This window comes from Streptomyces sp. NPDC043176 (genome assembly GCF_056436715.1).
In genome coordinates, this window is sequence record NZ_JBWKCA010000018.1 from 51,394 (window position 1) to 76,513 (window position 25,120).

The following is a 25,120-nucleotide window of genomic DNA, read 5'->3' on the forward strand; positions in this document are numbered from 1 at the left end:
CTGGGGCATCCTGCCGCCCATGGAGACGGAGCTGAGTCGCACCCTGGGGATCGAGCACGCCATCTTCGGCTTCACGCCCTTCCCCGCGGTGGCCGCCGCACTCACCAGAGCCGGCGGGTTCGGAGTCCTGGGCGCGGTCCGCTACACCGCCCCCGACGACCTCGCCCGAGACCTCGACTGGATGCAGGCGCACACCGACGGACTGCCCTACGGCCTCGACGTCGTGATGCCCGCCAAGAAGGTCGAAGGGGTGACCGAGGCCGAGGTCGAGGCCATGATCCCCGAGGAGCACCGGGCGTTCGTCCGCGCCACCCTCGCCAAGCACGGCGTCCCCGAACTCGCCGAGGGCGAGGCCTCCGGCTGGCGGATCACCGGCTGGATGGAGCAGGTCGCCCGCAACCAGCTGGACGTCGCCTTCGACTACCCCATCAAGCTCCTCGCCAACGCCCTCGGCTCCCCGCCGCCGGACGTCGTCGCCCGCGCCCACGACCACGGCGTCCTCGTCGCCGCCCTCGCCGGCAGCGCCCGCCACGCCCGCCACCACGCCGAGGCCGGCATCGACGTCGTCGTCGCCCAGGGGTACGAGGCCGGCGGCCACACCGGCGAGATCGCCTCCATGGTCCTCACCCCCGAGGTCGTCGACGCGGTGTCCCCGCTGCCCGTGCTCGCCGCCGGCGGCATCGGCAGCGGCGAGCAGATCGCCGCCGGACTGGCCCTCGGCGCGCAGGGCGTCTGGCTCGGATCGATCTGGCTCACCACCACCGAGGCCGAGCTGCACTCCCGCGCCCTCACCGACAAGCTCCTCGCCGCCGGTTCCGGCGACACCGTCCGCTCCCGCGCGCTGACCGGCAAGCCCGCCCGCCAGCTCCGCACCGAATGGACCGACGCCTGGGACGACCCGGCCGGCCCGGGCACGCTCCCCATGCCGCTCCAGGGACTCCTGGTCGCCGAGGCCGTCTCCCGCATCCAGCGGTACGAGGTCGAACCGCTCCTCGGCACCCCCGTCGGACAGATCGTCGGCCGGATGAACTCCGAGCGCAGCGTCCAGCAGGTCGTCGACGAGCTCACCCGCGGCTTCGAGAAGGCCGTCGACCGCATCAACCGCATCGCCGGACGGAGCGCCCAGTGAGCAACGGTCCCACCGGATTCTGGTCCCAGGCCGCCGCCGACCCCGGCCGTACGGTGCTCGTCGCGCCCGACGGCGAGGAATGGAGCGCCGGCCGTCTGCACGCCGAGGCCAACCGCCTGGTCCACGGCCTGCGCGCGGCCGGCCTGGAGCGCGGGGACGCCTTCGCCGTCGTCCTGCCCAACGGTCCCGAGTTCTTCACGGCGCATCTGGCCGCCACCCAGGCCGGCTTCTACCTCGTCCCCGTCAACCACCACTTCGTCGGCTCCGAGATCGCCTGGATCGTCGCCGACTCCGGCGCGAAGGTCCTCCTCGCCCACGAGCGGTTCGCCGAGGCGGTCGCCTCCGCCGCCGACGAGGCCGGACTCGCCCCCACGCACCGGTACGCGGTGGGCGCCGTCCCCGGCTTCCGGCCGTACGCCGAACTCCTCGACGGCCAGGACGCGGCGGCGCCCGCCGACCGCACCCTCGGCTGGGTCATGAACTACACCTCCGGCACCACCGGGCGGCCCCGGGGCATCCGCCGCCCGCTCCCCGGCAGACTCCCCGAGGAGACCCCTCTCGGCGGCTTCCTCGGCATCTTCGGCATCCGTCCGGCCGACGGCAACGTCCACCTCGTCTGCTCGCCGCTCTACCACACCGCCGTGCTCCAGTTCGCCGCGGCCGCCCTCCACATCGGGCACCCGCTCGTCCTCATGGACCGCTGGACGCCCGAGGAGATGCTGCGGCTCATCGACCGGTACGCCTGCACCCACACGCACATGGTCCCCACCCAGTTCCACCGCCTGCTCGCCCTCCCCGAGGACGTACGCGAGCGGTACGACGTCTCCTCGATGCGCCACGCCATCCACGGCGCCGCGCCCTGCCCCGAGCACGTCAAGCGGGCGATGATCGACTGGTGGGGCCGGTGCGTCGAGGAGTACTACGCGGCCAGCGAGGGCGGCGGCGCCTTCGCCACGGCCGAGGAGTGGCTCAAGCGGCCCGGCACGGTCGGCAGGGCGTGGCCCATCAGCGAACTCGCCGTCTTCGACGACGACGGGAAGCGGCTGCCGCCCGGCGAACTCGGCACCGTCTACCTGAAGATGAACACCGGGGGCTTCCAGTACCACAAGGACGAGGCGAAGACCGCGAAGAACCGCATCGGCGACTTCTTCACCGTCGGCGACCTCGGCGTCCTCGACGAGGACGGATACCTCTACCTCCGCGACCGCAAGATCGACATGATCATCTCCGGTGGTGTCAACATCTACCCGGCCGAGATCGAGGCCGCGCTCCTCGCCCACCCCGCCGTCGCCGACGCCGCCGCCTTCGGCATCCCCCACGCCGACTGGGGCGAGGAGGTCAAGGCGGTCGTCGAGGTCGCCGAGGGCCACGAGCCGGGACCCGCCCTCGCCGACTCCCTCCTCGCCCACTGCGCCGACCGCCTCGCCGGCTTCAAGCGCCCGAAATCCGTCGACTTCATCGCCGTCATGCCCCGCGACCCCAACGGCAAGCTCTACAAGCGCCGCCTCCGCGACCCGTACTGGGAGGGCCACGCCCGACCCATGTGACGGCATTTGGCCCCCTGGTCGTTCGAACGAGATCGCGGGCGCGTCGGGCCGGGGTCGGCGCGAGATCGTTCGAGGGAGGCGCGTGGAGCGGCGGGTGCGGGCGCACGAGGTCCGCACGGGCGGGGCCGAGGGCAGGGTGATCCGGCCTGATCCGGTCCCGGGGCGGATGACGTTGCGGGACGACGGGCACCGGCTGTCGATGTACGTCGACCGCGACGGCGCCGAGAGCCTCACCGGGCGGTGGGCGCCGGCCGCGCGTTCCGCCCGCCCTCTGGTGCACCTGCCGATCCGGGCCGGTCCGGCACCCGGCGACCGTGCCCGCGACGGCGAACCGGTCGCGCTGGACCTGGTCCTGGCCCACCACGGCCTGCGGTTCCCCGCGGCCTCGTGGAAGGAGACCCGCGCGCGGCACGGAGCCCGGCACCGGTGCGTCGAATTCACTTCCGGCCCGTGGTCGCGGCCGCGCACCCGGCGACACGTGCCGGGCGCTCTCCCCATCGAGTACCGCGACACCTGGAGCGACTGACCGTCACGCTTCCGGGGCCAGGGCCGGGAGAACTGATGGCGTCAGAGGGGTTGTCAGTGCAATTTCACATTACTATGTTACACCGCACACGGTTCGATGAACGTCTGTCATACGCCGTGCGAACCCGGCCGGTTCGCGTACCCATCCCCACCAACCCCCCTCAACAGCAGGAGTTCTGTTGTCCCTCCACAGACGTGTGCGTTCGTCCCTGCTCGCCTCCGCCATCGCGGTGACGCTCCTGGCCTCCGCCGGCCAGTCCGCCGTCACCGCCGCGGACGCCGAGAGCCTCCCGGCGCCGGCGACCCCGGTGGCCGGCCCGGCGGCGCCGCGGGCCGGTGCCGAGGCCAACCCGTTCGACGAGGTCGAACACCTCGCCACCGCCACCCGCACGACCTTCGGACCCGCGCCCGCCCCGGGCGGCCTCGCCGCCGGCCGCGTCGCCGGAAAGGCCGGGGCCGCCACCCGGGCCAAGGACGCGACCGGCACCACCGCCCGGTCCCTCGCCGCGGTAGCCGACGCCACCACCGCGGCGGGCGTGCCCTGCACGCTGGACGGCGTCACCGGCCTCACCGCCGACCAGTTCGCCGCCTTCCTCGCCGATCCGGCCGTCACCACCGAATGCGTCAACCGCCTCGTCTGGACCTGGGACGCCCGGCTCGTCCCCGTGATGTCCGACGCCCACGTCCAGGCCGTCGCCCGGCGCGCCGCGAGTCTGGCCCCGACCCACGACGGCAACAACTCCTCGCGCCTGGAGGGGATGTTCACGTACCTGCACGCCGTCGCGTACCACGACTTCTCCCGCGGCGAGATCGACACCACCGACGCGCCCACCGTGGACGCGATACGCCAGGCGGTCGCCGCCTTCGGCGCCGCCCCCCGCACCTTCGACGTCACCACGAGCAACGCGAACACCCTGCGCGAGGCGCTGCACGCCGCCAGCGCGCCGGGCCTGCGCCACCACCAGCTCGGCCTGATCAAGCGGGTCCTGGCCACGATGGACCCGGCCCACCCCGCGACGAACCTCGACCCCGCCTGGGCCGGCGCCGCGCTCGCCGGCCTCTCCGTCAACTACCTCGGCGTCTACCCGGGCAACCAGGACGCGGCCTTCCACGCGGCCGCCGCCGCCGACCCGGCGTACCGCGCCGCCTTCAAGGCCTTCGCCGGCTACGGGCACCTGAAGGGGACCGCGAACAGCTGGGTCGCCCGCGACGCCATCGGCGAGTACGGCCGCTTCGGCCAGATCGCGGGACTCAGGGACGGGGTCGTCGCCGACCTCGGCACCATGCTCGGCACGGTCGTCGCCACCTTCGGCCGCGGCAGCGAGCAGTGGGCCAAGGTCGTCTCCTGGCTCAACTTCTACGAGGCCTGCAAGCCGTACGGCGTGTGCAAGGAGGACATCGAGAAGCAGCTCTTCCCGTACACGTACACCTACGACAACGGCGCCATCAGGGTCCGCACCGCGCTCGACCGCGCCACCGTCGACCAGCTCTACTACGCGAGCAAGCAGGTCAAGGCGCAGTACCACCGCGTCCTCGGCACCGACCAGCCGCTGGCGGGCGACCCCAACACCACCCTGAACATCGTCCTGTACGCCTCCCGCGCCGACTACGAGAACTACCACCCGATCCTCACCGGGTACGGCACGAACAACGGCGGCATCTACATCGAGAACGGCGCCACCTTCTACACGTACCAGCGCCGCGTCCCCCAGGACTCCAGCCTCACCCTGGAAGAGCTCTTCCGGCACGAGTACGTCCACTACCTCAACGGCCGCTTCGCCGTCCCCGGCTTCTTCGGCCAGGGCCCCTGGTACCAGGGCGACCGCACCACCGCCATGGACGAGGGCACGGCCGAGTTCTTCGACGGCGCCACCCGGGACAACGGCATCGCCGTCCGCAAGTCCCTCGTCCGCGGCGTCATCAACGACACGGCCGGCGGCGGCCCGCGCATGAGCGTCCGCCGACTCCTCCACGCCACCTACGACGGCGACGGCTTCCGCTTCTACAACTACGCCGGCACCTTCTTCGAGTTCCTGTGGACCGAACGCCCCTCGCTGCTCCGCGAGATGTACACGCACCTGCGGAACAACGACGTCAGCGCCTACGACGCCTGGCGCGAGCGGCTGAGCGCCGACCCCGGCCTCCAGCAGGCGTACGACCGCTTCCTGGACGCCCAGATCGCCAAGGTCGACACGCTGTACGTGCCCAACACCACGTACACGGCCAACGGGTACCTGCGCGACACCGACGTCAACGCCGTCCGGACCGCCTTCGCCAACGCCACCTACAACAACCCCGACTGCGTCGAGGCGGGCGAGCCCGGCAAGCGCCGCTTCGTCTGTACCGGACGGATCACCGCCAACCTGTCCGACTCGGCCGTCGAGGACCGGAACTTCAAGGACATGTCCGAGACCGTCGACTACTTCATCCTCGACCGGGCCGGCGCCGCGTCGAACAACCTCGCCGACATGAACTGCTCCTTCGGGCCGATCGACATCTGGTCCAGCAGGGTCGCGGGCACGTCGAGCTACCGCTGTGAGGGCCCCCTGCGCAGCTGACCACCCCACCGTCCGGGCCGGCCACTCCACGGGGGAGTGGCCGGCCCGGCTCCCGTTTCCCCCGCAACCGCATCCGGAGGCCTGTACGTGAGCACCACCCCGCACCCGATCCGCACCACCGACTACCACACCGCGGGCGAACCCTTCCGGATCGTCGCCGAGGACCTGCCCCCGGTCCCGGGCGACACCGTCCGCGAGCGCCGAGCCCTGGCACTCCGGCTCGGACCGCTCGACGAGGTGCGCCGCCTCCTGGTCCGCGAACCCCGCGGACACTCCGGCATGTACGGCGGGTTCGTCGTCCCGCCCGACGACGACGGCGCCCACTTCGGCGTCCTGTTCTGGCACAAGGACGGCTACTCCACGGCCTGCGGCCACGGCACGATGGCGCTCGGCGCCTGGGCCGTCGACACCGGACGCGTCCACGCCCCGGACGACGGCGACGCCGTCGTCCGGATCGACGTGCCCTCGGGGCGCGTCTCCGCGACCGTGCACCGCTCGGGCGGCCGCACCACCGGCGTCACCTTCCGCAACGTCCCCACGCACGTCCTCGCCCGCAAGGTCCCGGTGACCACCGCACACGGCGTCGTCGAGGTCGACCTCGCCGACTCCGGCGCCTGCTACGTCTCCGTCCCCGCCCGCGCCCTCGGCCTCGACACCACCCCGGCCTCCCTGCCCGGACTCGTCCGGGCCGGACGGGAGATCCGCGCCGCACTCCCGGCGTACGACGTGTACGGCGTCATCCTCCACGAGGACCTGCCCGACACCCCCCACGGCCCGCGCCAACGCAACGTCACGGTCTTCGCCGACGGCCAGATCGACCGCTCGCCGTGCGGATCCGGCACCTCCGCCCGGCTCGCGCTGCTCGGCGAGGACGGACGCCTCGGTCCCGGCGACACCCTCACCCACGAGTCCGTCGCCGGCACCGTGTTCACCGGCCGCCTGCTGCCCGGCGGCGTCACCGAGGTCACCGGAACCGCGCACCGCACCGGCACCCACGCCTTCGTGCTCGACCCGCACGACGACCTGGGGACGGGATTCCTCCTGTGACCGACCTGCTCCTCGTCGACGCCCCGACCATGACCCGCCTCCTGTCCCCGGCCGCGACGGCCGACGTCCTCGCCGACGTGCTGCGCGCCGGATTCGACCCCGAAACGGCGCCGCACCGCACCGCCGTCCCCGTACCGGCCGGCGAACTCCTGCTGATGCCCGCCGCGTTCGGCGGGTACGCCGGAGTGAAGATCGCCGGTGTGGCCCCCGGCAACCCGGCCCTCGGCCTGCCCCGCATCACCGGCTCCTACCTGCTGCTCGACGGAACGAACCTCAGGCCCCTGGCCCTCCTCGACGGCGCGGCCCTCACCGAGCTGCGCACCCCGGCCGTCTCCGCGCTCGCCGTGCGCCGCCTCACACCGGACGACAGGCCGCTGCGCCTGGTGCTCTTCGGCACCGGCCCCCAGGCGTACGGACACCTGGAGGCCGTCCTCGCCGCCCGCGAGCTCGCCGGGGCCGTCGTCGTCGGGCGCAACGCGATCGGCGCGCGCGCCCTCGCCGGATACGCGCGGAGCCTCGGCGTGACCGCCCGCGTCGGCACGCCCGCCGACGTGGGCGAGGCGGACCTCGTCGTCTGCTGCACCACGGCCCGCGCGCCGCTCTTCGACGGGACGCGGGTGGCGCCCGGCGCCACCGTCGTCGCGGTCGGTTCGCACGAACCGACCGCCCGCGAGACGGACACCGCGTTCGTGGCGCGCGCGGAGGTGTACGTGGAGGCACGCTCCGCCGCCCTCCGCGAGGCCGGCGACCTGCTCGTCCCGACGGCCGAGGGAGCCATCGGGGAGGACCACGTCGCGGGCGACCTCGCCGACCTCGTCACCGGCCGCCGCACCCCGTCCCCGGACCGCCCGCGCTTCTTCAAGAGCGTCGGCATGGCCTGGGAGGACCTCGCGGTCGCCGCCGCCGTGTACGAGGCCGCCCTCGCCGGCTGAACACGGGAGACGCCCCGGCCCCGCGCACGCGGGACCGGGGCGTCTCCCTTCCTCAGGCCGGCTCGGGGAAGTGGCAGGCGACCTGCCGGGCCTCTCCCGGGGTGGCGATCCGCAGCAGCGGCGCCTCCGTGCGGCAGACCGGCTGGGCCTTGGGACAGCGGGGGTGGAAGGTGCAGCCCGGCGGGGGAGCGGCCGGGCTCGGCGGGTCGCCCGGCAGCGTGATCCGTTCCCTGGCCCGCTCGGCCGCCGGGTCGGGCAGCGGCACCGCGGACAGCAGCGCCCGGGTGTAGGGGTGGGCGGGAGCCGCGTACACCCGTTCCTTCACGCCGATCTCCACGATCCGGCCGAGGTACATCACGGCGACCCGGTCGCAGACCCGCTTCACGACCGACAGGTCGTGGGCGATGAAGAGGTACGCCAGCCCGAGCTCCTCCTGGAGCCGTTCCATCAGATTGACGATCTGCGCCTGCACGGAGACGTCGAGGGCCGAGACGGGTTCGTCGGCGACGACCAGCCGGGGGCCGGTGGCCAGCGCGCGGGCGATGCCGATGCGCTGCGCCTGCCCGCCGGAGAACTCGTGCGGGTAGCGGTCGATGTGCTCCGGGATCAGCCCGACCAGATCCATCAGCTCCCGCGCCCTTCTACGGGCGTCCGCCGCCGAACTGCCCTGCACCAGCATCGGGTCGGCGATGATCCGGGCCACCGACTGGCGTGGGTTGAGCGAGGAGTGCGGGTCCTGGAAGACCATCTGCATCTCGCTCCGCACGGGCTTGAGCGCCCGCTGCGAGAGATGGGTGAGGTCCCGGCCGGCGTAGGTGACGGAGCCCGAGGTCGGTTCCAGGAGCCGCACGATCATGCGGCCGGTGGTCGACTTGCCGCAGCCGGACTCGCCGACCAGGCCCAGGGTCTCGCCCTCGGCCAGGTCGAAGCCGACGCCGTCGACGGCCCTCACCGGCGCCGAACGGCGGCGCCCGGGGAAGGTCATGGTCAGATCGCGCACCCGCAGCAGCGGCGGCGTGGAGGTGTCGTCCGGCGCGGGCGCCGGGTGCGGCGGTGCCGCCTGGGCGGTGGTCATGAGTCGACCCCTTCGTACGGGGAAGGCGCGGCTGACAGCGCCGGGAACGACGGGAAGTGGCAGGCGGCGGCGTGGCCTTCGGGTCCGCCGAGCCCGGGGCGCCGGCTCGCGCACCGCTCCCGCTCCGCCTCCGTGCCGGCGGCGGCCCGCGCGCAGCGCGGAGCGAAGGCGCAGCCCGGCGCCGGTTCGAGGAGGGACGGCGGGCTGCCGGGGATCGCCCGCAGCGGTACGTCGTCGGGGTCGTCGAGCCGGGGCAGCGAGTCGAGCAGACCGCGCGTGTACGGGTGCGCCGGCTCGGCGAACAGCGTGTCCACCGCGGCCTGTTCGGCCGCCCGGCCGCCGTACATCACGAGCACCTCGTGGGCCACCCGGGCCACCACGCCCAGGTCGTGCGTGATCATCACGACGGAGAGCCGGCGTTCCTGCTGGAGCCGGGCCAGCAGGTCGAGGATCTGGGCCTGCACGGTGACGTCGAGCGCGGTGGTCGGCTCGTCGGCGATGAGCAGGTCCGGTTCGCAGACCAGCGCCATCGCGATCATCACCCGCTGGCGCATGCCGCCGGAGAACTGGTGCGGGTACTCGCCCACCCGGCGCTTCGGCTCGGGGATGCCGACCTCGGCGAGCGCCTCGACGGCACGGGCGCGGGCGGCGGCCCGCCGGGAGCCGAAGTGCACCCGGTGGTGCTCGGCGATCTGCTCGCCGACCGTGTAGTACGGGTGGAGGCTGGACAGCGGGTCCTGGAAGATCATCGCCATCCGGCGGCCGCGCAGCCGGTTGAGCTCGCGGTCCGGCAGGCCGACGAGCTCGCGCCCGTCGAGGGCGACGGAGCCGGAGACCTCGGCGCCGGTGTGCAGGCCCATGACGGCGAGCGAGGTCACGGACTTGCCGGAGCCGGACTCGCCGACGATGCCGAGGGTGCGCCCGTGCGGCACGTCGAAGGAGAGGGAGTCCACGGCCCGGACGGGGCCGCGCGGGGTCGGGAAGGTGACCGTGAGGTCGCGGACCCGCAGCAGGGGTTCCGGTGCGGCCATCAGTACCTCACTCGCGGGTCGACGACGGCGTACAGCAGGTCGACGGCCAGGTTGGCGACGACGATGAAGGCGGCGGCGAGCAGCGTCACTCCGAGGATGACGGGCTGGTCGCCGGTGCTGAGAGCGCCGTAGAACAGGCGCCCGACTCCGGGGAGGCCGAAGAGGGACTCGGTGATGACGGCGCCCGCGAGGAGCCCGCCGAGGTCCATGCCGAAGATGGTGAGGACCGGGGTCATGCCGGCCCGCAGACCGTGCTTGACGACGACGGTGCGGCGCGGCAGGCCCTTGGCGCGGGCGGTCCGGATGTACGGCTCCGCCATGGACTCGATCATCGAACCGCGGCTCTGCCGGGCGTACATGGCCGCGTACAGCACGGCCAGCGCCAGCCAGGGCAGCAGCAGGTTGGAGGCCCAGGACAGCGGGTCGGTGGTGAAGGGGACGTACTGCGGGTAGGGCAGCAGTCCGGTGAGCCGGATCAGCCCGTAGATGAGCAGCACCGAGGTGAAGTACACCGGCAGGGAGGCGGCGGCGACCGCGCCGACCATGAGGACCCGGTCGGTCAGGGTGTCCTTGCGGAGCGCGGCCGTGACCCCGGCGGTCAGGCCGAGGAGCAGCCACAGCACGGCGGCGCCGACGGCGAGCGAGGCGGAGACCGGCAGCCGGTCGACGAGCAGGTCCCAGACGGCCTCGCTGTTCTCGTAGGAGTAGCCGAGGCAGGGGAACTCGCAGTGCAGGGCGTACCGGCCGCTGCCCATGGTGCGGCCGGTGAAGACGCCGGTGACGAAGTCGCCGAACTGGCGCCACAGCGGGGCGTCCAGGCCCATGTGGGCGCGGATCGCCTCCAGGCGTTCGTCGCTGCACGCCTTGCCGCACGCGGCGGCGGCCGGGTCGGAGGGCAGCACGTAGAAGATCACGAAGGTGACGGCGGCGATCGCGAGGAGGACGCCGACCACCCCGAGCAGCCGGCGGCCGAGGTAGAGGATCACGAACGGCCCCCTCGTGGGTCGAGGATGTCGCGCAGGGCGTCGCCGACGAGGGTGAACGCGAGCACGGTGAGGAAGAGGCAGACGCTGGGGACGAGGAAGTACATCGGGTCGGTGTCGTAGTAGGCGACGCTCTCCGCGATCATCTGCCCCCAGGACGGGGTCGGCGGGCGGACGCCGACGCCGAGGTAGCTGAGGGCGGCCTCGGTGGCGATCATGCCGGGGATCATCAGCGTGGTGTACGCGATGACGGGTCCGGCGACGCCCGGGAGGATGTCGCGGGCGAGGATCCGCAGCGGGCCGGAGCCGCCGACGCGGGCCGCGTCGACGTACTCGCGGTGCTTGAGCGAGAGGGTCTGGCCCCGGACGACCCGGGCCACGCCGGGCCAGCCGAAGAGGCCGATGACCAGGATCATCAGGAGGGTGCGGTTGACGTCCCGGGCCACCGACATCATCGCGATCATGAAGATGAGGGAGGGGAAGGACATCGTGAGGTCCATCAGCCGGGACAGCACCGTGTCGGTGCGGCCGCCGAAATAGCCGGCGGCGGTGCCGGCGGCGGTGCCCGCCACCACGACGATCGCGGTGGCGGAGAAGGCGATGAGCAGCGACACCTGGGCGCCGTGCACGACGCGGGCGAACAGGTCGCGTCCGTTGACGGGTTCGACGCCGAGCCAGTGCTCGGCGGAGACCCCGCCGAGCGGCCCGATCGGCATGCCGCCGAGGTAGGGGTCGACGGCGGACTTGTCGAACTCCTCGGGGCCCCAGCCGCCGAGCGCGCCGATCAGCGGCGCGGCGACGGTCATCAGGGTGAAGAGGGCGATGACGGCGAGGGAGACCTTCAGCGAGGTGCGGCGGCGCAGTTCGGCGCGGACCGTCCGCCAGGCCCCGCTGCCGCCGGTCACCGGAGGGGAGGTGGTGGTGAGTGTCATGGGAGGGGCGGCCTTCAGTTCGCGCTCTTCGACGGGTCCTTGAGACCGACGGTCGCGTAGTCGAGCTGGCCGCTCCAGGAGGTGTGCCCGAAGGCGCCGGCGACGTTGGTGCCGATGAGCAGCGTGCGGCGCTTCGAGGCGCCGGGGGCGACCGGGGCCTTGGCGAGGATCTGCCCGTCGAGCTCCTGCCACGCCTTGTTGGCCTGGGCGCCGTCGGACAGGGCGGCGATCTCGTCCATCCGCTTCATGGTGGCGTCGTCCTTGAAGATCGAGTAGTTGCCGGTGTTCCCCTTCTCCTTGATGAAGCGCCCGTCGAAGACGAAGGGGAGGAAGGTGGAGCCGGACGGGTAGTCGGGACACCAGCCGGCGTAGACGAGGTCCGTGCGGCTCTTGGTGTCGCCGATGGTGTCGTAGAAGGCCGACGGGTCGACGGTCTCGATGGTCACCTTGATGCCGGCCCTGCCCAGGGACTCCTGGACGGCCTCGCCGATGCGCTTGTCGTTCATGGAGACGGTGAGGCGGGTGGAGAAGCCGTCGGCCTTCCCGGCCTCCTTGAGGAGCTGCTTGGCCTTCTCGACGTCGCCGGAGAGCGGGATCTTCAGCGTGTCGGGCTGCTTGCCGCCGGTGAAGAGGGCGCCGGGCATGGCGGCGGTGGAGGCGTCGACGACCGCCGGGCCGCCGGCGGCGGTGACGATCGCCTCGCGGTCGAGGGCGTACTGCACGGCCTGGCGGACCTTCAGGTCGTCGAAGGGGGCCCGGCCGGTGTGCATCTGGACCATCTCGGTGCAGCTGCTGGACTCGGCGAGCAGCCGGGCCTTCACGTCGGCCTCGGTGAGCACCTTGGAGATGGACTCGGGGCGGAGCTGCGCCCAGGAGACGGCCGAGGCGTCGGCGCCGGACGAGGCGATCAGGCGGTCGTCGATCTGGTTGCCCTTGAGGCCCATGGTGACGACGATCCGGTCCGGGTACGCCTTGCGGACGGAGTCGGTCGCGGGCTCCCAGTGGGTGTTGCGGACCAGGACGAGCTGCTTGTCGCGGGCGTACGTCTCGATCTTGTACGGACCCGAGGAGAATGGGCGGCTGTCGTACTGGAGACCCTTGTCCCGGGACGGCGGCACGGGGGCGAAGGTCGGCAGGGTGGCGGCGAAGGGGAACTCCGCGAAGGCCGTGTGCAGTTCGAAGACGATCGTGCGGTCGTCGGGGGTCTTCACCGAGTCGAGGTGCCTGCCCTCGGCCGGGCCCCGGTAGCCCTTGCCGCCGACGAGGTAGCGGGCCGCGTAGTCGGGGCCGCCGGGCAGGTCGGGGGAGAAGGACCGCTCGACGTTGTGCTTGATGTCCCGGGAGGTGATGGGGGTGCCGTCCTCGTACTTCAGGCCGGGCTTGAGGCGGAAGGTCCAGGTCTTGGCGCCGTTGGAGGGCGTGCCGAGGTCCTCGGCGAGGTCGGGGACCAGTTCGCTGCCCTTGGCGCCGGGCTGCGCCGCGTACGTGACGAGGGTGCGGTAGAGGAGCCGGGTGCCGAAGTCCATGTCGGGCATGACCCAGTTGCGGGCCGGGTCGAGGTGGGTGAAGTCCTGGTTGGACAGGACGGTGAGGGTGCCGCCCTTCTGCGGGGTGCCGCCGAGGACCGAGCCGTTGGTGGAGGTCGCGGGGTTCTTGCCGTCCCGGGGGCCGTCGGCCTTCTTGCCGTCGGAACAGCCGGTCACGCCGAGGGTCAGGGTCGTCACCAGGGCGGTGGCCAGGGTGTACGTGCGCTTGTTCATGGGTGGTCACTCCGGGAGCAGCGGTTCGGCCAGCCGGCGACGACTGGAATGTGACCGGTAACATAGTAATGTGAAATTGTACTGACAACCCATCGGCGACTCCGTTATCCATCCGTGTCCGGCAGGTCGCCCGGAGTCGCGTGCGGGGGCTGCGATGCTCCGCTGGGGTCTTGGCAATGCCAGTGCCATGTGAAATATTACTGCCGTGCCCACGAGAAAACCCTCGGATGTCATCGTCGTCGGCGCCGGCGTCGTCGGCGCGGCCTGCGCCTACTACGCCGCCCTCGCCGGCCTCTCCGTCACCGTCGTCGACCGCGGTCCCGTCGCCGGCGGGACGACCGGAGCGGGCGAGGGAAACCTCCTGGTCTCCGACAAGGAGCCAGGACCGGAACTCGAACTCGCCCTGCTCGCCACCACCCTGTGGCGGGAACTGGCCGACCTGCTACCGCCGCAGGTCGAGTACGAGGCCAAGGGCGGCCTCGTCGTCGCCTCGGGGGAGTCCGGGATGCGGGCCCTGCGGGAGTTCGCGGCCCGTCAGGAGAAGGCGGGCGTCACCGCCCGGGAGGTCACCGGGGACCGGCTCCACGATCTGGAGCCCCACCTCGCTCCCGGGCTGACGGGGGGCTTCCTCTATCCACAGGACGCCCAGGTGATGCCCGCCCATGCCGCCGCCCGGCTGCTGCGCGCCGGCGGCGACCGGATCCGGCTGCGCCTCGGGGAGGAGGTCACCGCACTGCTCACCGGCCCGGCCGGCGAGATCCTCGGCGTGCGGACCACGGCCGGCGACCTCCACGCCCCGCACGTGGTCAACGCCGCCGGCACCTGGGGCGGCGCACTCGCCGAACTCGCGGGCGTGCACCTTCCCGTACTGCCCCGACGGGGCTTCGTCCTCGTCACCGAACCGCTGCCGCGCGTGGTGCGGCACAAGGTCTACGCCGCCGACTACGTCGCCGACGTCGCCAGCGGCTCCGCCGCCCTCCAGACCTCGGCGGTCGTCGAGGGCACCCCCGCGGGACCCGTCCTGATCGGCGCCAGCAGGGAGCGGGTCGGCTTCGACCGGACGCTCTCCACCGAGGTGCTGCGCCGCCTCGCCGCCGGGGCCACCGCGCTCTTCCCCGTCCTCGGCACCGTGCGGGCCATCAGGACCTACCTCGGCTTCCGCCCCTACCTGCCCGACCACCTGCCCGCCATCGGCCCCGACCCGCGCGCCCCCGGCCTGCTGCACGCCTGCGGCCACGAAGGAGCGGGCATCGGCCTCGCGCCGGTGACCGGCCTCCTCGTCGCGGCCTGCCTGACCGGCGCCGAACCGGCCCTGGACATCCACCCGTTCCGCCCCGACCGCTTCCCCGCGCCCACGCCCGCGCCCTGAGGCACGCGCACACCGTCACGAGAGGAGGGCCCGTGGCCCGCACCCCCGCCGACCTCGTCGGCGCACAACCCGATCCGCCGTTCGACATCACCTTCGACGGCCGGCGCGTCACCGCCCTGCCGGGCCAGACCGTCGCCGCCGCCCTCTGGGGCGCCGGCATCCTCGCCTGGCGCACCACCCGGGACGGCGGCCGGCCGCGCGGCGCCTTCTGCGGCATCGGGCAGTGCTACGACTGCCTCGCCACCGTCAACGGCGAACCCAACCGCCGCGCCTGCCTGGTCCCCGCCCGCCCCGGCGACGCGATCACCACCCAGGAGGGGCACGGCCATGACCACCTCGCCGTCTGAACCGGGCGCACCGCGGGCGCGGAACGCGCGGGACGAGACGTACGACCTGGCCGTCGTCGGCGCGGGCTCCGCGGGGCTCGCCGGGGCCGTCACCGCCGCCGGACTCGGCCTCTCCGTCGTCCTCCTCGACGCGTCCGCCCAGACCGGCGGACAGTTCTACCGGCACCCCGCCCCCGCCCTGGGCGCCGTCCGGCCCGAGGCGCTCCACCACGACTGGTCCGCCTTCTCCGACCTGCGGCGGCGCCTGGCCGCGAGCTCCGTCACCCATCTGTCGGGCCACCACGTGTGGTCCACGGTCCGGGAGGCCGACGGCACGTGGACCGTGCACGCGGTCACCGGCGTGGACGGCGCCGCGGAGCGACCCGCCCGTGTACGGGCCCGGGCGCTGCTCCTCGCCACCGGCGCGTACGAACGCCAACTGCCCTTCCCCGGCTGGACCCTGCCCGGCGTCGTCGGCGCCGGCGGCGCGCAGGCCATGCTCAAGTCCGGACTGGTCCTGCCCGGCCGCCGCGTCGTCGTCGCCGGCAGCGGACCGCTGCTGCTCGCCGTCGCCTCGTCCCTCGCCGCGGCGGGCGCGCGGGTGCCCGCCGTGGTCGAGGCCGCCGGCTACCTGCGCTACGCCCGCAGCCCCCGGGCGCTCGTGACCAACCCCCGCAAGGCGGCCGAGGCCCTGGTGCACGGGGCCGCACTGCTCAGGCACCGCGTGCGGGTGCTGCCGGGCCGCGCGGTCACCGAGGTGCACGGCACCGACCGGGTGGAGGCCGTCACCGTCAGCCGGCTGGACGACGACTGGCGTCCCGTGCCGGGGACGGGCCGCCGCATCGCCTGCGACGCGCTGGCCGTCGGACACGGACTCGTCCCCCAGATCGAACTGGCCGCGGCCGTCGGCTGCGCCACCCGTCCGCTGCCGGACGGGACCCTCGGCCTCGCCCTGGACGACCTCCAGGAGACCTCGGTGCCCGGACTGTGGGCGGCGGGTGAGACCGGCGGCGTGGGAGGCGCCGAACTCGCCCGCACCGAGGGCGAGGTGGCGGGCATCGCGATCGCCGCCCGGCTGCGGGGCCGTCGGGGGGCCGCGGGCCGGACCTCCGGCCTCCGGCGCCGCCGGGACCGGATGCGGGCCTTCGCCGACGTGATGGCCGCGGCGCACGCCCCCGGCCCCGGGTGGACCGCCTGGCTGGACGACGAGACGGACGTCTGCCGCTGCGAGGAGGTGCCCGCCGGGCGCGTCCGCGAGGCGGTCGCCGACCTCGGGGCGCGGGACGCCCGGACCGTCAAGCTCCTGACCCGGGCCGGCATGGGCTGGTGCCAGGGGCGGATGTGCGGGACCGCCGTCGCCTGCCTCGCCGCGCGTGACGGCGCGGCCGAACCGCCCGCCGAGCGCCGCCCGTTCGCCGTCCCGGTCAGCCTCGCGGCGCTCGCCGCGCTCGAACCGGCGGCGGACACCCCGCCCCGCGAAGCTTCCTGACGCCTGTCCGACAATCCCTGGCCCCGTCCAGCGGAGAGGCCCTTGACCGGGCCTCTCTCTTGGTCCCTCTATAAAATGTCACACATTACAGAAAGGTCGTCGACATGACCACCACCACCTGGAACACCGACCGCCCCTGGCGCGGCATCATGGTCGCCACCACCCTCCCCTTCCGCGAGGACCGCTCCGTCGACTACGACGCCTACGCCGAGCACGTGGCCTGGCTGATCGCCAACGGTTGTGACGGGGTCGTCCCGAACGGCTCGCTGGGCGAGTACCAGACCCTCACCGACGAGGAGCGCGCCCAGGTCGTGCGGACGGCCGTCGCGGCGGCGGGTGACGGGGCGCGGGTCATGCCGGGTGTCGCCGCCTACGGCAGTGCGGAGTCGCGGCGCTGGGCCGAGCAGGCCGCCGAGGCCGGCGCCGGATCGGTCCTCCTGCTGCCGCCCAACGCCTACCGCGCCGACGAGCCGGCGGTACGCGCCCACTACGCCGAGGTCGCCGGGGCCGGGATCCCGATCGTCGCGTACAACAACCCGATCGACACCAAGGTCGACCTCACGCCCGCGCTCCTGGCGGACCTGTACGCCGACGGCAGCATCGTCGCCGTCAAGGAGTTCAGCGGCGACGTCCGCCGGGCCTACGAGATCGCCGAACTCGCCCCCGAGCTCGACCTGCTGATCGGTGCGGACGACGTCCTCCTGGAACTGGCCCTGGCCGGCGCCGTCGGCTGGATCGCCGGCTACCCCAACGCCCTCCCGCGCAGCTGCGCCGAGCTGTACCGCGCCGCCGTCGCCGGCGACCTCGCCACCGCCGCGCCGCTGTACAAGTCCCTGCACTCCCTGCTGCGCTGGGACTCCAAGACGGAGTTCGTCCAGGCCATCAAGCTCTCCATGGACCTCGTCGGCCGCCACGGCGGCCCGACCCGCCCGCCCCGCCACCCCCTCACCGGGGCGATCGAGGCCGCCGTGCGCACCGCCACCGAGAAGGCCGTCGCCGACGGCCACCGCTGACGCCCGCTCCCGCCGAAAGGAGTTCCGTGCGTACGCGTCACGTCTTCCACGCCGTCGACCCGCACACCGAGGGCATGCCCACCCGTGGGGTCACCGGTGGTGCCGGGGTCGTCCCCACCGTCACCGGCCACGTCCGGACCACCGGCACCGCCCCGTACCACCTCGACCCGCACGACCCCTTCCCCGGAGGCTTCCTCCCGTGACCGACGCACTGCCCCTCCTCACGTCCCGGAACCCCGCCGACCCGACCGACGTGCTCCTGCGGATCCCCACCCCGGGCGCCTTCGCGGCCGTCGACGCCGTCGAACGCGCCCGTGCCGCCCAGCCCGGCTGGCTGCGCGCGGGAGCCGGCGCCCGCTCGGCCGCCCTCGGCGCGGTCGCCGCCGGCATCGAGGCGGCGGCCGACGAGCTGGCCGCCCTCGCCGTCCGCGAGGTCGGCAAGCCGATCGCCGAAGCCCGGGCCGAGGTCGCCCGTACGGTCGCGATCTGGCGCTACTACGCCCAGGCGCCCTTCGGGCCCACGGGCGCCGTCCACGAGACCGCGGCGGGCGCCGGGCTGCTGATGACCCGGCGCCGCCCGCACGGCGTGGCCGGTCTCGTCACGCCCTGGAACTTCCCCTTCGCCATCCCGACGTGGAAGGCCGCCCCGGCGCTCGCGACCGGGAACACGGTCGTCCTGAAGCCGGCCCCCGAGGCCACCGCGTGCGCCCTGCGGCTCGCCGAGATCGTCCGGGGGGCCCTTCCGGAAGGGGTCTTCACCGTCCTCCCCGGCGGGGCGACCGAGGGCAACGCGCTCGTCTCCGCCGCCGACGTCGTCTCCTTCACCGGCTCCACCCCCGTCGGCCGGGCCGTCGCCCGCGCCGCCACCGCCCGGGGCATCCCCGCGCAGGCCGAGATGGGCGGCCTGAACGCGGCGCTCGTCCTGCCGGACGCGGACATCGAGCAGGCGGCCGCCCACATCGCCGCCTCCATCGCCGGGTACGCGGGCCAGAAGTGCACCGCCACCAGCCGTGTCGTCGCCGTCGGCGCGGCCCTCGACCCGCTGCGCGAGGCGCTCTCCGAAGCGCTGCGGACCCTCCCGGTCGGCGATCCCGCCGACCCGGCCACGGTCTGCGGTCCCCTCGTCCACGAGCACGCCCGCGACCGGGCGGTCGAGGCCGCCCGGGGGCTGTCCGTCCTCGCCGGCGGCACCGTGCCCGACAGGTCCGGCTGGTACGCGGCACCCACCCTGGTCGAGAAGGTCTCCCCGGGGCACCGGCTGCTGCGCGAGGAGGTCTTCGGACCCGTCGCCTCCCTGCTGGCCGCCGACGACCTCGCCCACGCGATCCGGATCACCAACTCCGTCCCGTACGGCCTGGTCACCTCCGTGCACACGGCCGACCTGAACACCGCCCTGCACGGCCTCGACCTGCTCGACACCGGCATGATCCGGATCAACGCCCCCTCCACCGGCGTCGACTTCCACCTGCCGTTCGGCGGCTCCAAGGAGTCCAGCCACGGGCCCCGCGAGCAGGGCGCGGCGGCCCTGGACTTCTACACCTCGGGACGGACGTACACCCTGGCACCCGCGGGCCCCGCGGCGTGACGACGTACGGTGGTGATGTCGGACGGAACGAAGGGATCACCACCGTCATGGGGCACCTGACCCGGCGCGACCTCAACGCCTCCCGGGAGCGGCTGCGCGACCAGGTCGCCCACGCCCTGCGCGCCGCCCTGATCTCCGGCGAGCTGCGGCCCGGGGTGGTGTACTCGGCGCCGGCGCTCGCCGAGGACTTCGGCATCTCCGCCACCCCGGTCCGCGAGGCGATGCTCGACCTGGCCCGGGAGGGCCTCGTCGAGCCCGTGCGCAACAAGGGGTTCCGGGTCACCGAGGTCGACGAGCGCGACCTCGACCAGTACAACGAGATCCGGGCGCTCATCGAGATCCCGACCGTCGGCAGGATCACCGGGGTCGCCGCCCGCGAGGACCTGGAGGCGCTGCGACCGGTCGCCGAGGACATCGTGCGCGCGGCCCGCGCGCACGACCTCACCGGCTACCTGGAAGCCGACCGGCTCTTCCACCTCGGCCTCCTCGGCCTCGCGGGCAACGAACGCCTCGTCGAGACCGTCGGCGACCTGCGCAAGCGCTCCCGCCTCTACGGACTCACCGCCCTCGACGAGCGCGGCGACCTCCTCCCGTCCGCCGAGGAGCACCTGGAGCTCCTCGACCTCATGCTCGCCGGCGACGCCCCGGCGGCGGAGGCCTGCATGACCAGGCACCTGGGGCACGTCCGCTCCCTCTGGGCGCAGAGCGACGGCCCGTCCGTGAGGTAGCCCGCGGAGACGCGCGGGCGAGGGTGCGGCGGGACGGACCGGCGGTGCGGAGCACCCGGTCACGCCATGTTCCCTCCCACCCGTACGAGGGCCGCTCCCGCAGCGCCCCGGAAGGAACCCATGAACCCCGCGTACGCGACCGTCGACCACACCTTCACCGTCCCCCTCGACCACGGCGACCCCGCCGGACCCACGATCCGGATCTTCGCCCGCGAGGTCGCCGACCCGGCCCGCACGGGTGAGGAACTCCCCTGGCTGCTCTACCTCCAGGGCGGACCCGGCGGCAAGTCGCCCCGCCCGTCCGCCGGTTCCCCCGGCTGGCTGCCGCACGCCCTGAAGACCCACCGGGTGCTGCTCCTCGACCAGCGCGGCACCGGCCGCTCCACCCCGGTCACCGCGCGCTCCGCCGCCGCGTTCGCCTCACCGGAGCGGCTGGCCGGACACCTGGCCCACTTCCGGGCGGACGCGATCGTCGCCGACGCGGAGCTGATACGCCGCGAACTCTGCGGCGACGCCCCCTGGGAGACCCTCGGGCAGAGCTACGGCGGCTTCATCACCCTCACCTACCTGTCCCGGGCTCCCGAAGGCCTGCGGGCCTGCTACGTCACCGGCGGGCTGCCCGGTCTGTCCGCCACCGCCGACGACGTGTACGCCCGCACCTACCCCCGCGTCCGCGACCGGGTCCTGGACTTCTTCGCCCGCTACCCGCAGGACGCGGGCCGGCTGCGGCGGATCGCGGACCTGCTCGCGGACCGTGAGGTCCGGCTGCCCGACGGCGACCGGCTGACCCCGCGCCGGCTGAGGACGCTCGGAATCGCGCTGGGCACGGGCGACGGATTCGAGCGCGTCCACTGGCTGCTCGACGAAGCGCTCGACGCCGACGGCGGGTTGACCGACACCTTCCTCCACCAGGTGATGTCCCTGACGGGCTTCGCCGACAACCCGCTGTTCGCCGTCCTGCAGGAGACCCTGTACGGGCAGGGGGCCGGGCCGACCGGCTGGGCGGCCGAGCGGGCGCTGGCCGGGCTCCCCGAGTTCGCCGAGGACGCCGACCCCCTGCTGCTGACCGGCGAGATGATGTACCCGTGGATGTTCCGCGAGATCAGGGGCCTGCGCCCCTTCGCGGACGCCGCGGACCTGCTCGCCGCCCGCACCGACTGGCCGGCCCTCTACGATCCGGACCGGCTCGCCGCCAACGAGGTGCCGCTCGCCGCGATCGTCTACCACGACGACATGTACGTGGACGCGGGCCTCTCGCTGGCCACCGCGCGCGGGATCGGCGCCGCGCGCGTCTGGGTGACGAACGAGTGGGAGCACGACGGCCTCTCGGCCTCCGGCGACCGCGTCCTCGCCCGCCTCATGGACCTGGCGGCCGGCCGCGCCCCCAGCAGCTGATCCACGGCGCGCGGGGAGGGGTCCCACCGGCCACGACAGGGTGAACGAAAGGGGCGAAAGGTTCGATGTGGCAGGATGCGGATCATGAGTTCGAGTACGGCGGCGATGGCACGGCAGTGGACCACCTGGGGGCCGGTGGTGGCGGCGCTTGCGCTTGTCGCGGCCTGGGGGCGCGACCTTCCCGGCTTCGCCGTCGGGCTCATCGCCCTCTGCCTGTTCGCCGCCGTCCTCGCCGCGGTCCACCACGCCGAGGTCATCGCCCACCGGGTGGGCGAACCCTACGGCTCGCTCGTCCTCGCGGTGGCCGTCACCGTCATCGAGGTCGGGCTCATCGTCTCCCTGATGGTGGGAGGCGGCGAGAAGACCGCGACCTACGCGCGCGACACCGTCTTCGCCGCCGTCATGATCACCTGCAACGGAATCGTCGGCCTCTCCCTCCTCGTCGCCGCGCTCCGCAACCGGGTGGCGGTCTTCAACGCCGAGGGCTCCGGCGGCGCGCTCGCCACGGTCTGCACCCTGGCCACCATGACGCTGGTCCTGCCGACCTTCACCACGAGCCACCCCGGCCCCGAGTTCTCCGCCGCCCAGCTCGTCTTCGCCGCCGTCGCCTCCCTCTGCCTGTACGCGGTGTTCGTCGGCGTCCAGACCGTACGGCACCGGGACTACTTCCTTCCCGTGCCGCGTCCCGGCCAGGACTCGGCGGACGACCACGCGGACCCGCCGACCCGGCGCGACGCCTGGACCAGCCTCGGGCTCCTCGTCGTCGCCCTCGTCGCCGTCGTCGGCAACGCCAAGCTGATCTCGCCGACCATCGAGGACGTCGTCCAGTCGGCGGGCCTGCCCAAGGCGGTCGTCGGCGTCGTCATCGCCCTGATGGTGCTGCTCCCCGAGACCCTCGCCGCCGTCCGGGCGGCCCGCAGGGACCGCGTCCAGACCAGTCTCAACCTCGCGTACGGCTCCGCGATCGCCAGCATCGGACTGACGATTCCGGCGATCGCGCTCGCCTCGATCTGGCTGTCCGGACCCCTGGTCCTCGGCCTGGGCGCGCTTCACATGGTGCTGCTCGTCCTCACCGGTGTGGTGAGCGCCCTGACCGTGGTGCCCGGACGGGCCACGCTCCTCCAGGGCGGCGTCCATCTCGTGATCTTCGCCGCCTTCGTCTTCCTCTCGTTCAGTCCGTGACGGACCCGGTCAGCCCCTGACGACCACCACCCGCAGCGCCGGCGAGCGCAGGATGTCCTTCTCGCAGAACCGGGAGGTCACCCAGCGCTCGCCCGAGTACAGCCGGGTCTGGTCGCTGTGGTGCGGCGACGCGGGGTTCGACGACTGGGAGTACGAGAGCAGTGTGCGGGCCACCGGGCAGCGGCCGCCGTCCCAGCCCACCGCCTGCACATGGCTGGTGCCGTGCGCGACCTCGACGTAGCCGCCGCCCGCCGCGCTCCACACGGACTCGGTCTTGTTCCACACGCCCAGCGACTCGGTCCCGCCGCTCACCGGGATCCGCTGCCCGTTCCGTACGACGAACTGGTGCTGCCCGAGGGGCGCGTCCAGCGGGATGCCCGCCGCCCGCAGCTCGGCCACGGCGTCCGCGAGGGCCTTGGCGAAGCCCGGCGTTCCGGTGTCGACGGTGTGCGGGGTGCGGACCGGGTCGGCCGCCGAGAACGGCACCTTCCACAGGTCGGCCGGCTTCACCGCCGCGGTGAACCGCCGCCAGAACCGGTCGAAGAGCAGGGCGCCCCGGCTGTCCGTGTCCACCGTCCGGTCCCAGGCCCCGATCACCCGGCAGGCCTCGGGATCGTCCGGCAGCGCCGTCGGGCAGGCCGCGGCCACGTCGGCCGCCGCCAGGTCGCCGGCCGGCGACCGGTCGGCGAACTGCTGGCGCTGGAGGTCGGCCACCGTCAGGTCACCGCGCGCGGCCATCGCCGCCACGTCCTCGACGCCGCCCCGGGTGCGCAGCGAGCGGGGGGTGGCGATGGTGCCGAAGATCCGCTCGTAACCGGTCAGCGGCCGGTCGGCGTTGGTCAGCCAGGCGCTGTCGTTGGAGTTCTCCACGTACGGGGTGTCGCGGAGCACCGGCATCCGCGCCGGACCGAAGACCCCCGGCTGGATTGCGTCCGGGTCCGAGCCGAGCGCGCAGTCGGAGCGCGAGCCGTCGAGCACGGCGACGCCCGACGCGGGGTACGTGGCCCGGCCGAGCGCAGTGGAGCAGCGCTGGGCCAGCTCGTCGGTGATCCGGGGGAGGACCTGCGACTGGCTGAAGAACGAGTGCCCGGCGGAGTCGGCCGCGACGGTGTTCACCCACGGGAGTCCCTGGGTGCGGCGCAGGGCGTCGGCGACGTCCCGCGTCGAGCGGGCCCTGCCGAAACCGAGGGCGGTGTCGGAGCCGCGGAGGTTGGCCGCGTTGGGGTCGTTGAGCGCGTACGCCGTCGTGGCGGTCCAGGGCAGCGGGAGCTGCGCGCCGAGGCCGCCGACGACCGGGCCGTACCGCGTCCACCACTGGGTACGGGTGACGGGGACGCCGTCCTTCACCGGCACGGTCACCGTGCGCGGGGTCATCCGCTCCGGCCGGCCGTCCACCAGGTAGGACGTGGGATCGCCGGGCGAGAGCGTCAACTGGTGCAGGTTGAGCGGCACTCCGGTGGCGACGGTGTGGCTCCAGGCCACCTTGTCGTTGAAGCCGATGTTGACGACGGTGGTGCCGAGCAGAGAGGCGCCCGACACGTTCAGCTCGCCGGGAATGGTCTGCTGCGACTGCCAGAACCGCCGCCCACCCTGCCAGGGGTAGTGCGGGTTGCCCAGCAGCAGCCCGCGTCCGTTCGCCGTGGTCGCACCGGAGAACGCGACGGCGTTCGAGCCCATGGTGGCGTTCTCGGCGGCGAACAGCTCCCTGGCGGCGGCCGCGGCGTCGTCCGGATCGGGGACGGCGCCGGGCGCCGAGGCGGACGCGGACGGGGGAGCGGCCGGCGGCCGGGCGGCGGTGATGCCGTCGACGGCACGGCCCTGACCGCCGAGCACCGACACGGCGAAGCCGCGCCGGGCCACGTCGAGCGCGCTCACCGGGCGCACCCAGTCGGCGCCCACGCAGGCGGGGTCGGTGATCCGGTTCTTCCGCAGCCAGGCGTTGTAACCGGCCGCCCAGCCGCGCATCAGCTCCTTGAGGTCGCCGCTGGGCCCGGCCGGCGCCGGCGTCCTGAGCAGCTCCTCGACCGTCCCCGCGTCCTTCACGCCGCGGAAGTACAGATCGCTGGAGAGATTCGTGGCGGCCGAGGACAGCGAGCCGTCCGTGGCGGCGTCCGGGCCGAAGTACCGGGAGCGTTCGCCGGTGACGGTGAGGAATCCGTCCGCGAGGACGCAGACCTGGTCGGCGGCCTGCGCCCAGCCCGTTCCGAAGCCGAGGTTCGCGTAGTCCTTCGCCACGATGTGCGGGATGCCGTACTCGGTGTACCGGATGACGGCCGACAGGCCCCGGTCGGAGGGGTGCCGGCCCCGGTCGCCGGAGTCGGCGGCCGCCGCGCCGGGCAGCGAGGCGGTGACGACGGCGAGGGCCGCGCCGGTGAGTGCCAGGTGTTTCAGACGGGTGCGGAGGTGCAACGTGCCTCCCAACGGGTCGAAGTGCACTGCGGGTCGGACCATGCACGCAGTCCCGCGCCCCCATGTCAACATCCCGTTCGGTATCCGAGGTCCGGGCATCTGCGG

Annotated in this window: 21 protein-coding genes; 15 read left to right on the forward strand and 6 right to left on the reverse strand. The window is 73.7% G+C overall.

What is annotated here, in order from left to right; all coding sequences use genetic code 11:
• Positions 1-19 precede the first annotated feature (19 nt).
• The 6 genes from AC067A_RS26460 (at position 20) to AC067A_RS26485 (ending at position 7,738) form a co-directional block, all read left to right on the forward strand.
• Positions 20-1,129, forward strand: coding sequence for an NAD(P)H-dependent flavin oxidoreductase (locus AC067A_RS26460; protein WP_479244983.1), 1,110 nt, complete (start codon positions 20-22; stop codon positions 1,127-1,129).
• On the forward strand, positions 1,126-2,676 hold the full coding sequence (locus AC067A_RS26465) for an acyl-CoA synthetase (RefSeq protein WP_479244984.1): 1,551 nt from the start codon (positions 1,126-1,128) through the stop codon (positions 2,674-2,676). The genes AC067A_RS26460 and AC067A_RS26465 overlap by 4 nt, the downstream gene beginning before the upstream one ends.
• Before the next feature lie 82 nt (positions 2,677-2,758).
• The gene (locus tag AC067A_RS26470; protein WP_479244985.1) at positions 2,759-3,202 is read left to right on the forward strand and encodes a hypothetical protein; all 444 of its coding nucleotides are present in this window, start codon (positions 2,759-2,761) and stop codon (positions 3,200-3,202) included.
• Between the two features lie 178 nt (positions 3,203-3,380).
• Complete coding sequence (locus AC067A_RS26475) at positions 3,381-5,759, forward strand: collagenase (RefSeq protein ID WP_479244986.1); 2,379 nt, start codon at positions 3,381-3,383, stop codon at positions 5,757-5,759.
• A gap of 87 nt (positions 5,760-5,846) precedes the next feature.
• The gene (locus AC067A_RS26480) at positions 5,847-6,806 is read left to right on the forward strand and encodes a proline racemase family protein (protein ID WP_479244987.1); all 960 of its coding nucleotides are present in this window, start codon (positions 5,847-5,849) and stop codon (positions 6,804-6,806) included.
• 29 nt (positions 6,807-6,835) lie between these two features.
• Entirely contained in the window at positions 6,836-7,738 is a 903-nt protein-coding gene (locus tag AC067A_RS26485) for an ornithine cyclodeaminase family protein (protein WP_479245082.1), read from the forward strand.
• 52 nt (positions 7,739-7,790) lie between these two features.
• On the opposite strand, the gene AC067A_RS26490 is transcribed toward AC067A_RS26485, so the two are convergent.
• The 5 genes from AC067A_RS26490 to AC067A_RS26510 are packed head-to-tail and all read right to left on the reverse strand — an operon-like array spanning position 7,791 to position 13,519.
• Positions 7,791-8,813, reverse strand: a complete 1,023-nt coding sequence (locus AC067A_RS26490; RefSeq protein ID WP_479244988.1) for an ABC transporter ATP-binding protein — start codon at positions 8,811-8,813, stop codon at positions 7,791-7,793.
• On the reverse strand, positions 8,810-9,844 hold the full coding sequence (locus tag AC067A_RS26495) for an ABC transporter ATP-binding protein (RefSeq protein ID WP_479244989.1): 1,035 nt from the start codon (positions 9,842-9,844) through the stop codon (positions 8,810-8,812). Before AC067A_RS26495 ends, AC067A_RS26490 begins: the two co-directional genes overlap by 4 nt.
• Positions 9,844-10,830 (reverse strand): ABC transporter permease, encoded by a 987-nt coding sequence (locus AC067A_RS26500; protein WP_479244990.1) that lies wholly within the window; start codon positions 10,828-10,830, stop codon positions 9,844-9,846. The genes AC067A_RS26495 and AC067A_RS26500 overlap by 1 nt, the downstream gene beginning before the upstream one ends.
• Positions 10,827-11,759: an ABC transporter permease gene (locus tag AC067A_RS26505; RefSeq protein ID WP_479244991.1), complete on the reverse strand. Its 933-nt coding sequence runs from the start codon at positions 11,757-11,759 to the stop codon at positions 10,827-10,829. Before AC067A_RS26505 ends, AC067A_RS26500 begins: the two co-directional genes overlap by 4 nt.
• Before the next feature lie 14 nt (positions 11,760-11,773).
• Positions 11,774-13,519, reverse strand: a complete 1,746-nt coding sequence (locus AC067A_RS26510; RefSeq protein ID WP_479244992.1) for an ABC transporter substrate-binding protein — start codon at positions 13,517-13,519, stop codon at positions 11,774-11,776.
• 205 nt (positions 13,520-13,724) lie between these two features.
• On the opposite strand from AC067A_RS26510, the gene AC067A_RS26515 reads away from it, so the two are divergent.
• The 9 genes from AC067A_RS26515 to AC067A_RS26555 all read left to right on the forward strand — a co-directional run bounded on the left by AC067A_RS26515 (position 13,725) and on the right by AC067A_RS26555 (position 22,606).
• Positions 13,725-14,888: an NAD(P)/FAD-dependent oxidoreductase gene (locus AC067A_RS26515; protein WP_479244993.1), complete on the forward strand. Its 1,164-nt coding sequence runs from the start codon at positions 13,725-13,727 to the stop codon at positions 14,886-14,888.
• Between the two features lie 32 nt (positions 14,889-14,920).
• On the forward strand, positions 14,921-15,235 hold the full coding sequence (locus AC067A_RS26520; protein ID WP_479244994.1) for a (2Fe-2S)-binding protein: 315 nt from the start codon (positions 14,921-14,923) through the stop codon (positions 15,233-15,235).
• Positions 15,216-16,703: an FAD-dependent oxidoreductase gene (locus AC067A_RS26525; RefSeq protein ID WP_479244995.1), complete on the forward strand. Its 1,488-nt coding sequence runs from the start codon at positions 15,216-15,218 to the stop codon at positions 16,701-16,703. The genes AC067A_RS26520 and AC067A_RS26525 overlap by 20 nt, the downstream gene beginning before the upstream one ends.
• Before the next feature lie 104 nt (positions 16,704-16,807).
• Positions 16,808-17,716 (forward strand): dihydrodipicolinate synthase family protein, encoded by a 909-nt coding sequence (locus AC067A_RS26530; protein ID WP_479244996.1) that lies wholly within the window; start codon positions 16,808-16,810, stop codon positions 17,714-17,716.
• Positions 17,717-17,742: 26 nt separating this feature from the next.
• The gene (locus AC067A_RS26535) at positions 17,743-17,919 is read left to right on the forward strand and encodes a hypothetical protein (RefSeq protein WP_479245086.1); all 177 of its coding nucleotides are present in this window, start codon (positions 17,743-17,745) and stop codon (positions 17,917-17,919) included.
• Entirely contained in the window at positions 17,916-19,301 is a 1,386-nt protein-coding gene (locus tag AC067A_RS26540; RefSeq protein ID WP_479244997.1) for an aldehyde dehydrogenase family protein, read from the forward strand. Before AC067A_RS26535 ends, AC067A_RS26540 begins: the two co-directional genes overlap by 4 nt.
• A 47-nt stretch (positions 19,302-19,348) precedes the next feature.
• Positions 19,349-20,029, forward strand: a complete 681-nt coding sequence (locus AC067A_RS26545) for a GntR family transcriptional regulator (RefSeq protein ID WP_479244998.1) — start codon at positions 19,349-19,351, stop codon at positions 20,027-20,029.
• 120 nt (positions 20,030-20,149) lie between these two features.
• Positions 20,150-21,424 (forward strand): alpha/beta fold hydrolase, encoded by a 1,275-nt coding sequence (locus tag AC067A_RS26550; protein ID WP_479244999.1) that lies wholly within the window; start codon positions 20,150-20,152, stop codon positions 21,422-21,424.
• An 84-nt stretch (positions 21,425-21,508) separates the two neighbouring features.
• Positions 21,509-22,606 (forward strand): calcium:cation antiporter, encoded by a 1,098-nt coding sequence (locus AC067A_RS26555; protein ID WP_479245000.1) that lies wholly within the window; start codon positions 21,509-21,511, stop codon positions 22,604-22,606.
• A 9-nt stretch (positions 22,607-22,615) separates the two neighbouring features.
• Here AC067A_RS26555 and AC067A_RS26560 read toward each other — a convergent pair whose 3' ends face one another.
• Complete coding sequence (locus AC067A_RS26560) at positions 22,616-25,015, reverse strand: penicillin acylase family protein (RefSeq protein WP_479245001.1); 2,400 nt, start codon at positions 25,013-25,015, stop codon at positions 22,616-22,618.
• Positions 25,016-25,120: the final 105 nt, after the last annotated feature.

What these genes read in the sequence shown, in the direction of transcription:
- AC067A_RS26460 (WP_479244983.1), top strand. Translation starts at nt 20, where the DNA reads ATGGAGACGGAGCTGAGTCGCACCCTGGGGATCGAGCACGCCATCTTC.
- AC067A_RS26485 (WP_479245082.1), top strand. Translation starts at nt 6,836, where the DNA reads ATGACCCGCCTCCTGTCCCCGGCCGCGACGGCCGACGTCCTCGCCGAC.
- AC067A_RS26490 (WP_479244988.1), bottom strand. Translation starts at nt 8,813, where the DNA reads ATGACCACCGCCCAGGCGGCACCGCCGCACCCGGCGCCCGCGCCGGAC.
- AC067A_RS26495 (WP_479244989.1), bottom strand. Translation starts at nt 9,844, where the DNA reads ATGGCCGCACCGGAACCCCTGCTGCGGGTCCGCGACCTCACGGTCACC.
- AC067A_RS26505 (WP_479244991.1), bottom strand. Translation starts at nt 11,759, where the DNA reads ATGACACTCACCACCACCTCCCCTCCGGTGACCGGCGGCAGCGGGGCC.
- AC067A_RS26510 (WP_479244992.1), bottom strand. Translation starts at nt 13,519, where the DNA reads ATGAACAAGCGCACGTACACCCTGGCCACCGCCCTGGTGACGACCCTG.
- AC067A_RS26525 (WP_479244995.1), top strand. Translation starts at nt 15,216, where the DNA reads ATGACCACCTCGCCGTCTGAACCGGGCGCACCGCGGGCGCGGAACGCG.
- AC067A_RS26530 (WP_479244996.1), top strand. Translation starts at nt 16,808, where the DNA reads ATGACCACCACCACCTGGAACACCGACCGCCCCTGGCGCGGCATCATG.
- AC067A_RS26545 (WP_479244998.1), top strand. Translation starts at nt 19,349, where the DNA reads ATGGGGCACCTGACCCGGCGCGACCTCAACGCCTCCCGGGAGCGGCTG.
- AC067A_RS26550 (WP_479244999.1), top strand. Translation starts at nt 20,150, where the DNA reads ATGAACCCCGCGTACGCGACCGTCGACCACACCTTCACCGTCCCCCTC.
- AC067A_RS26555 (WP_479245000.1), top strand. Translation starts at nt 21,509, where the DNA reads ATGAGTTCGAGTACGGCGGCGATGGCACGGCAGTGGACCACCTGGGGG.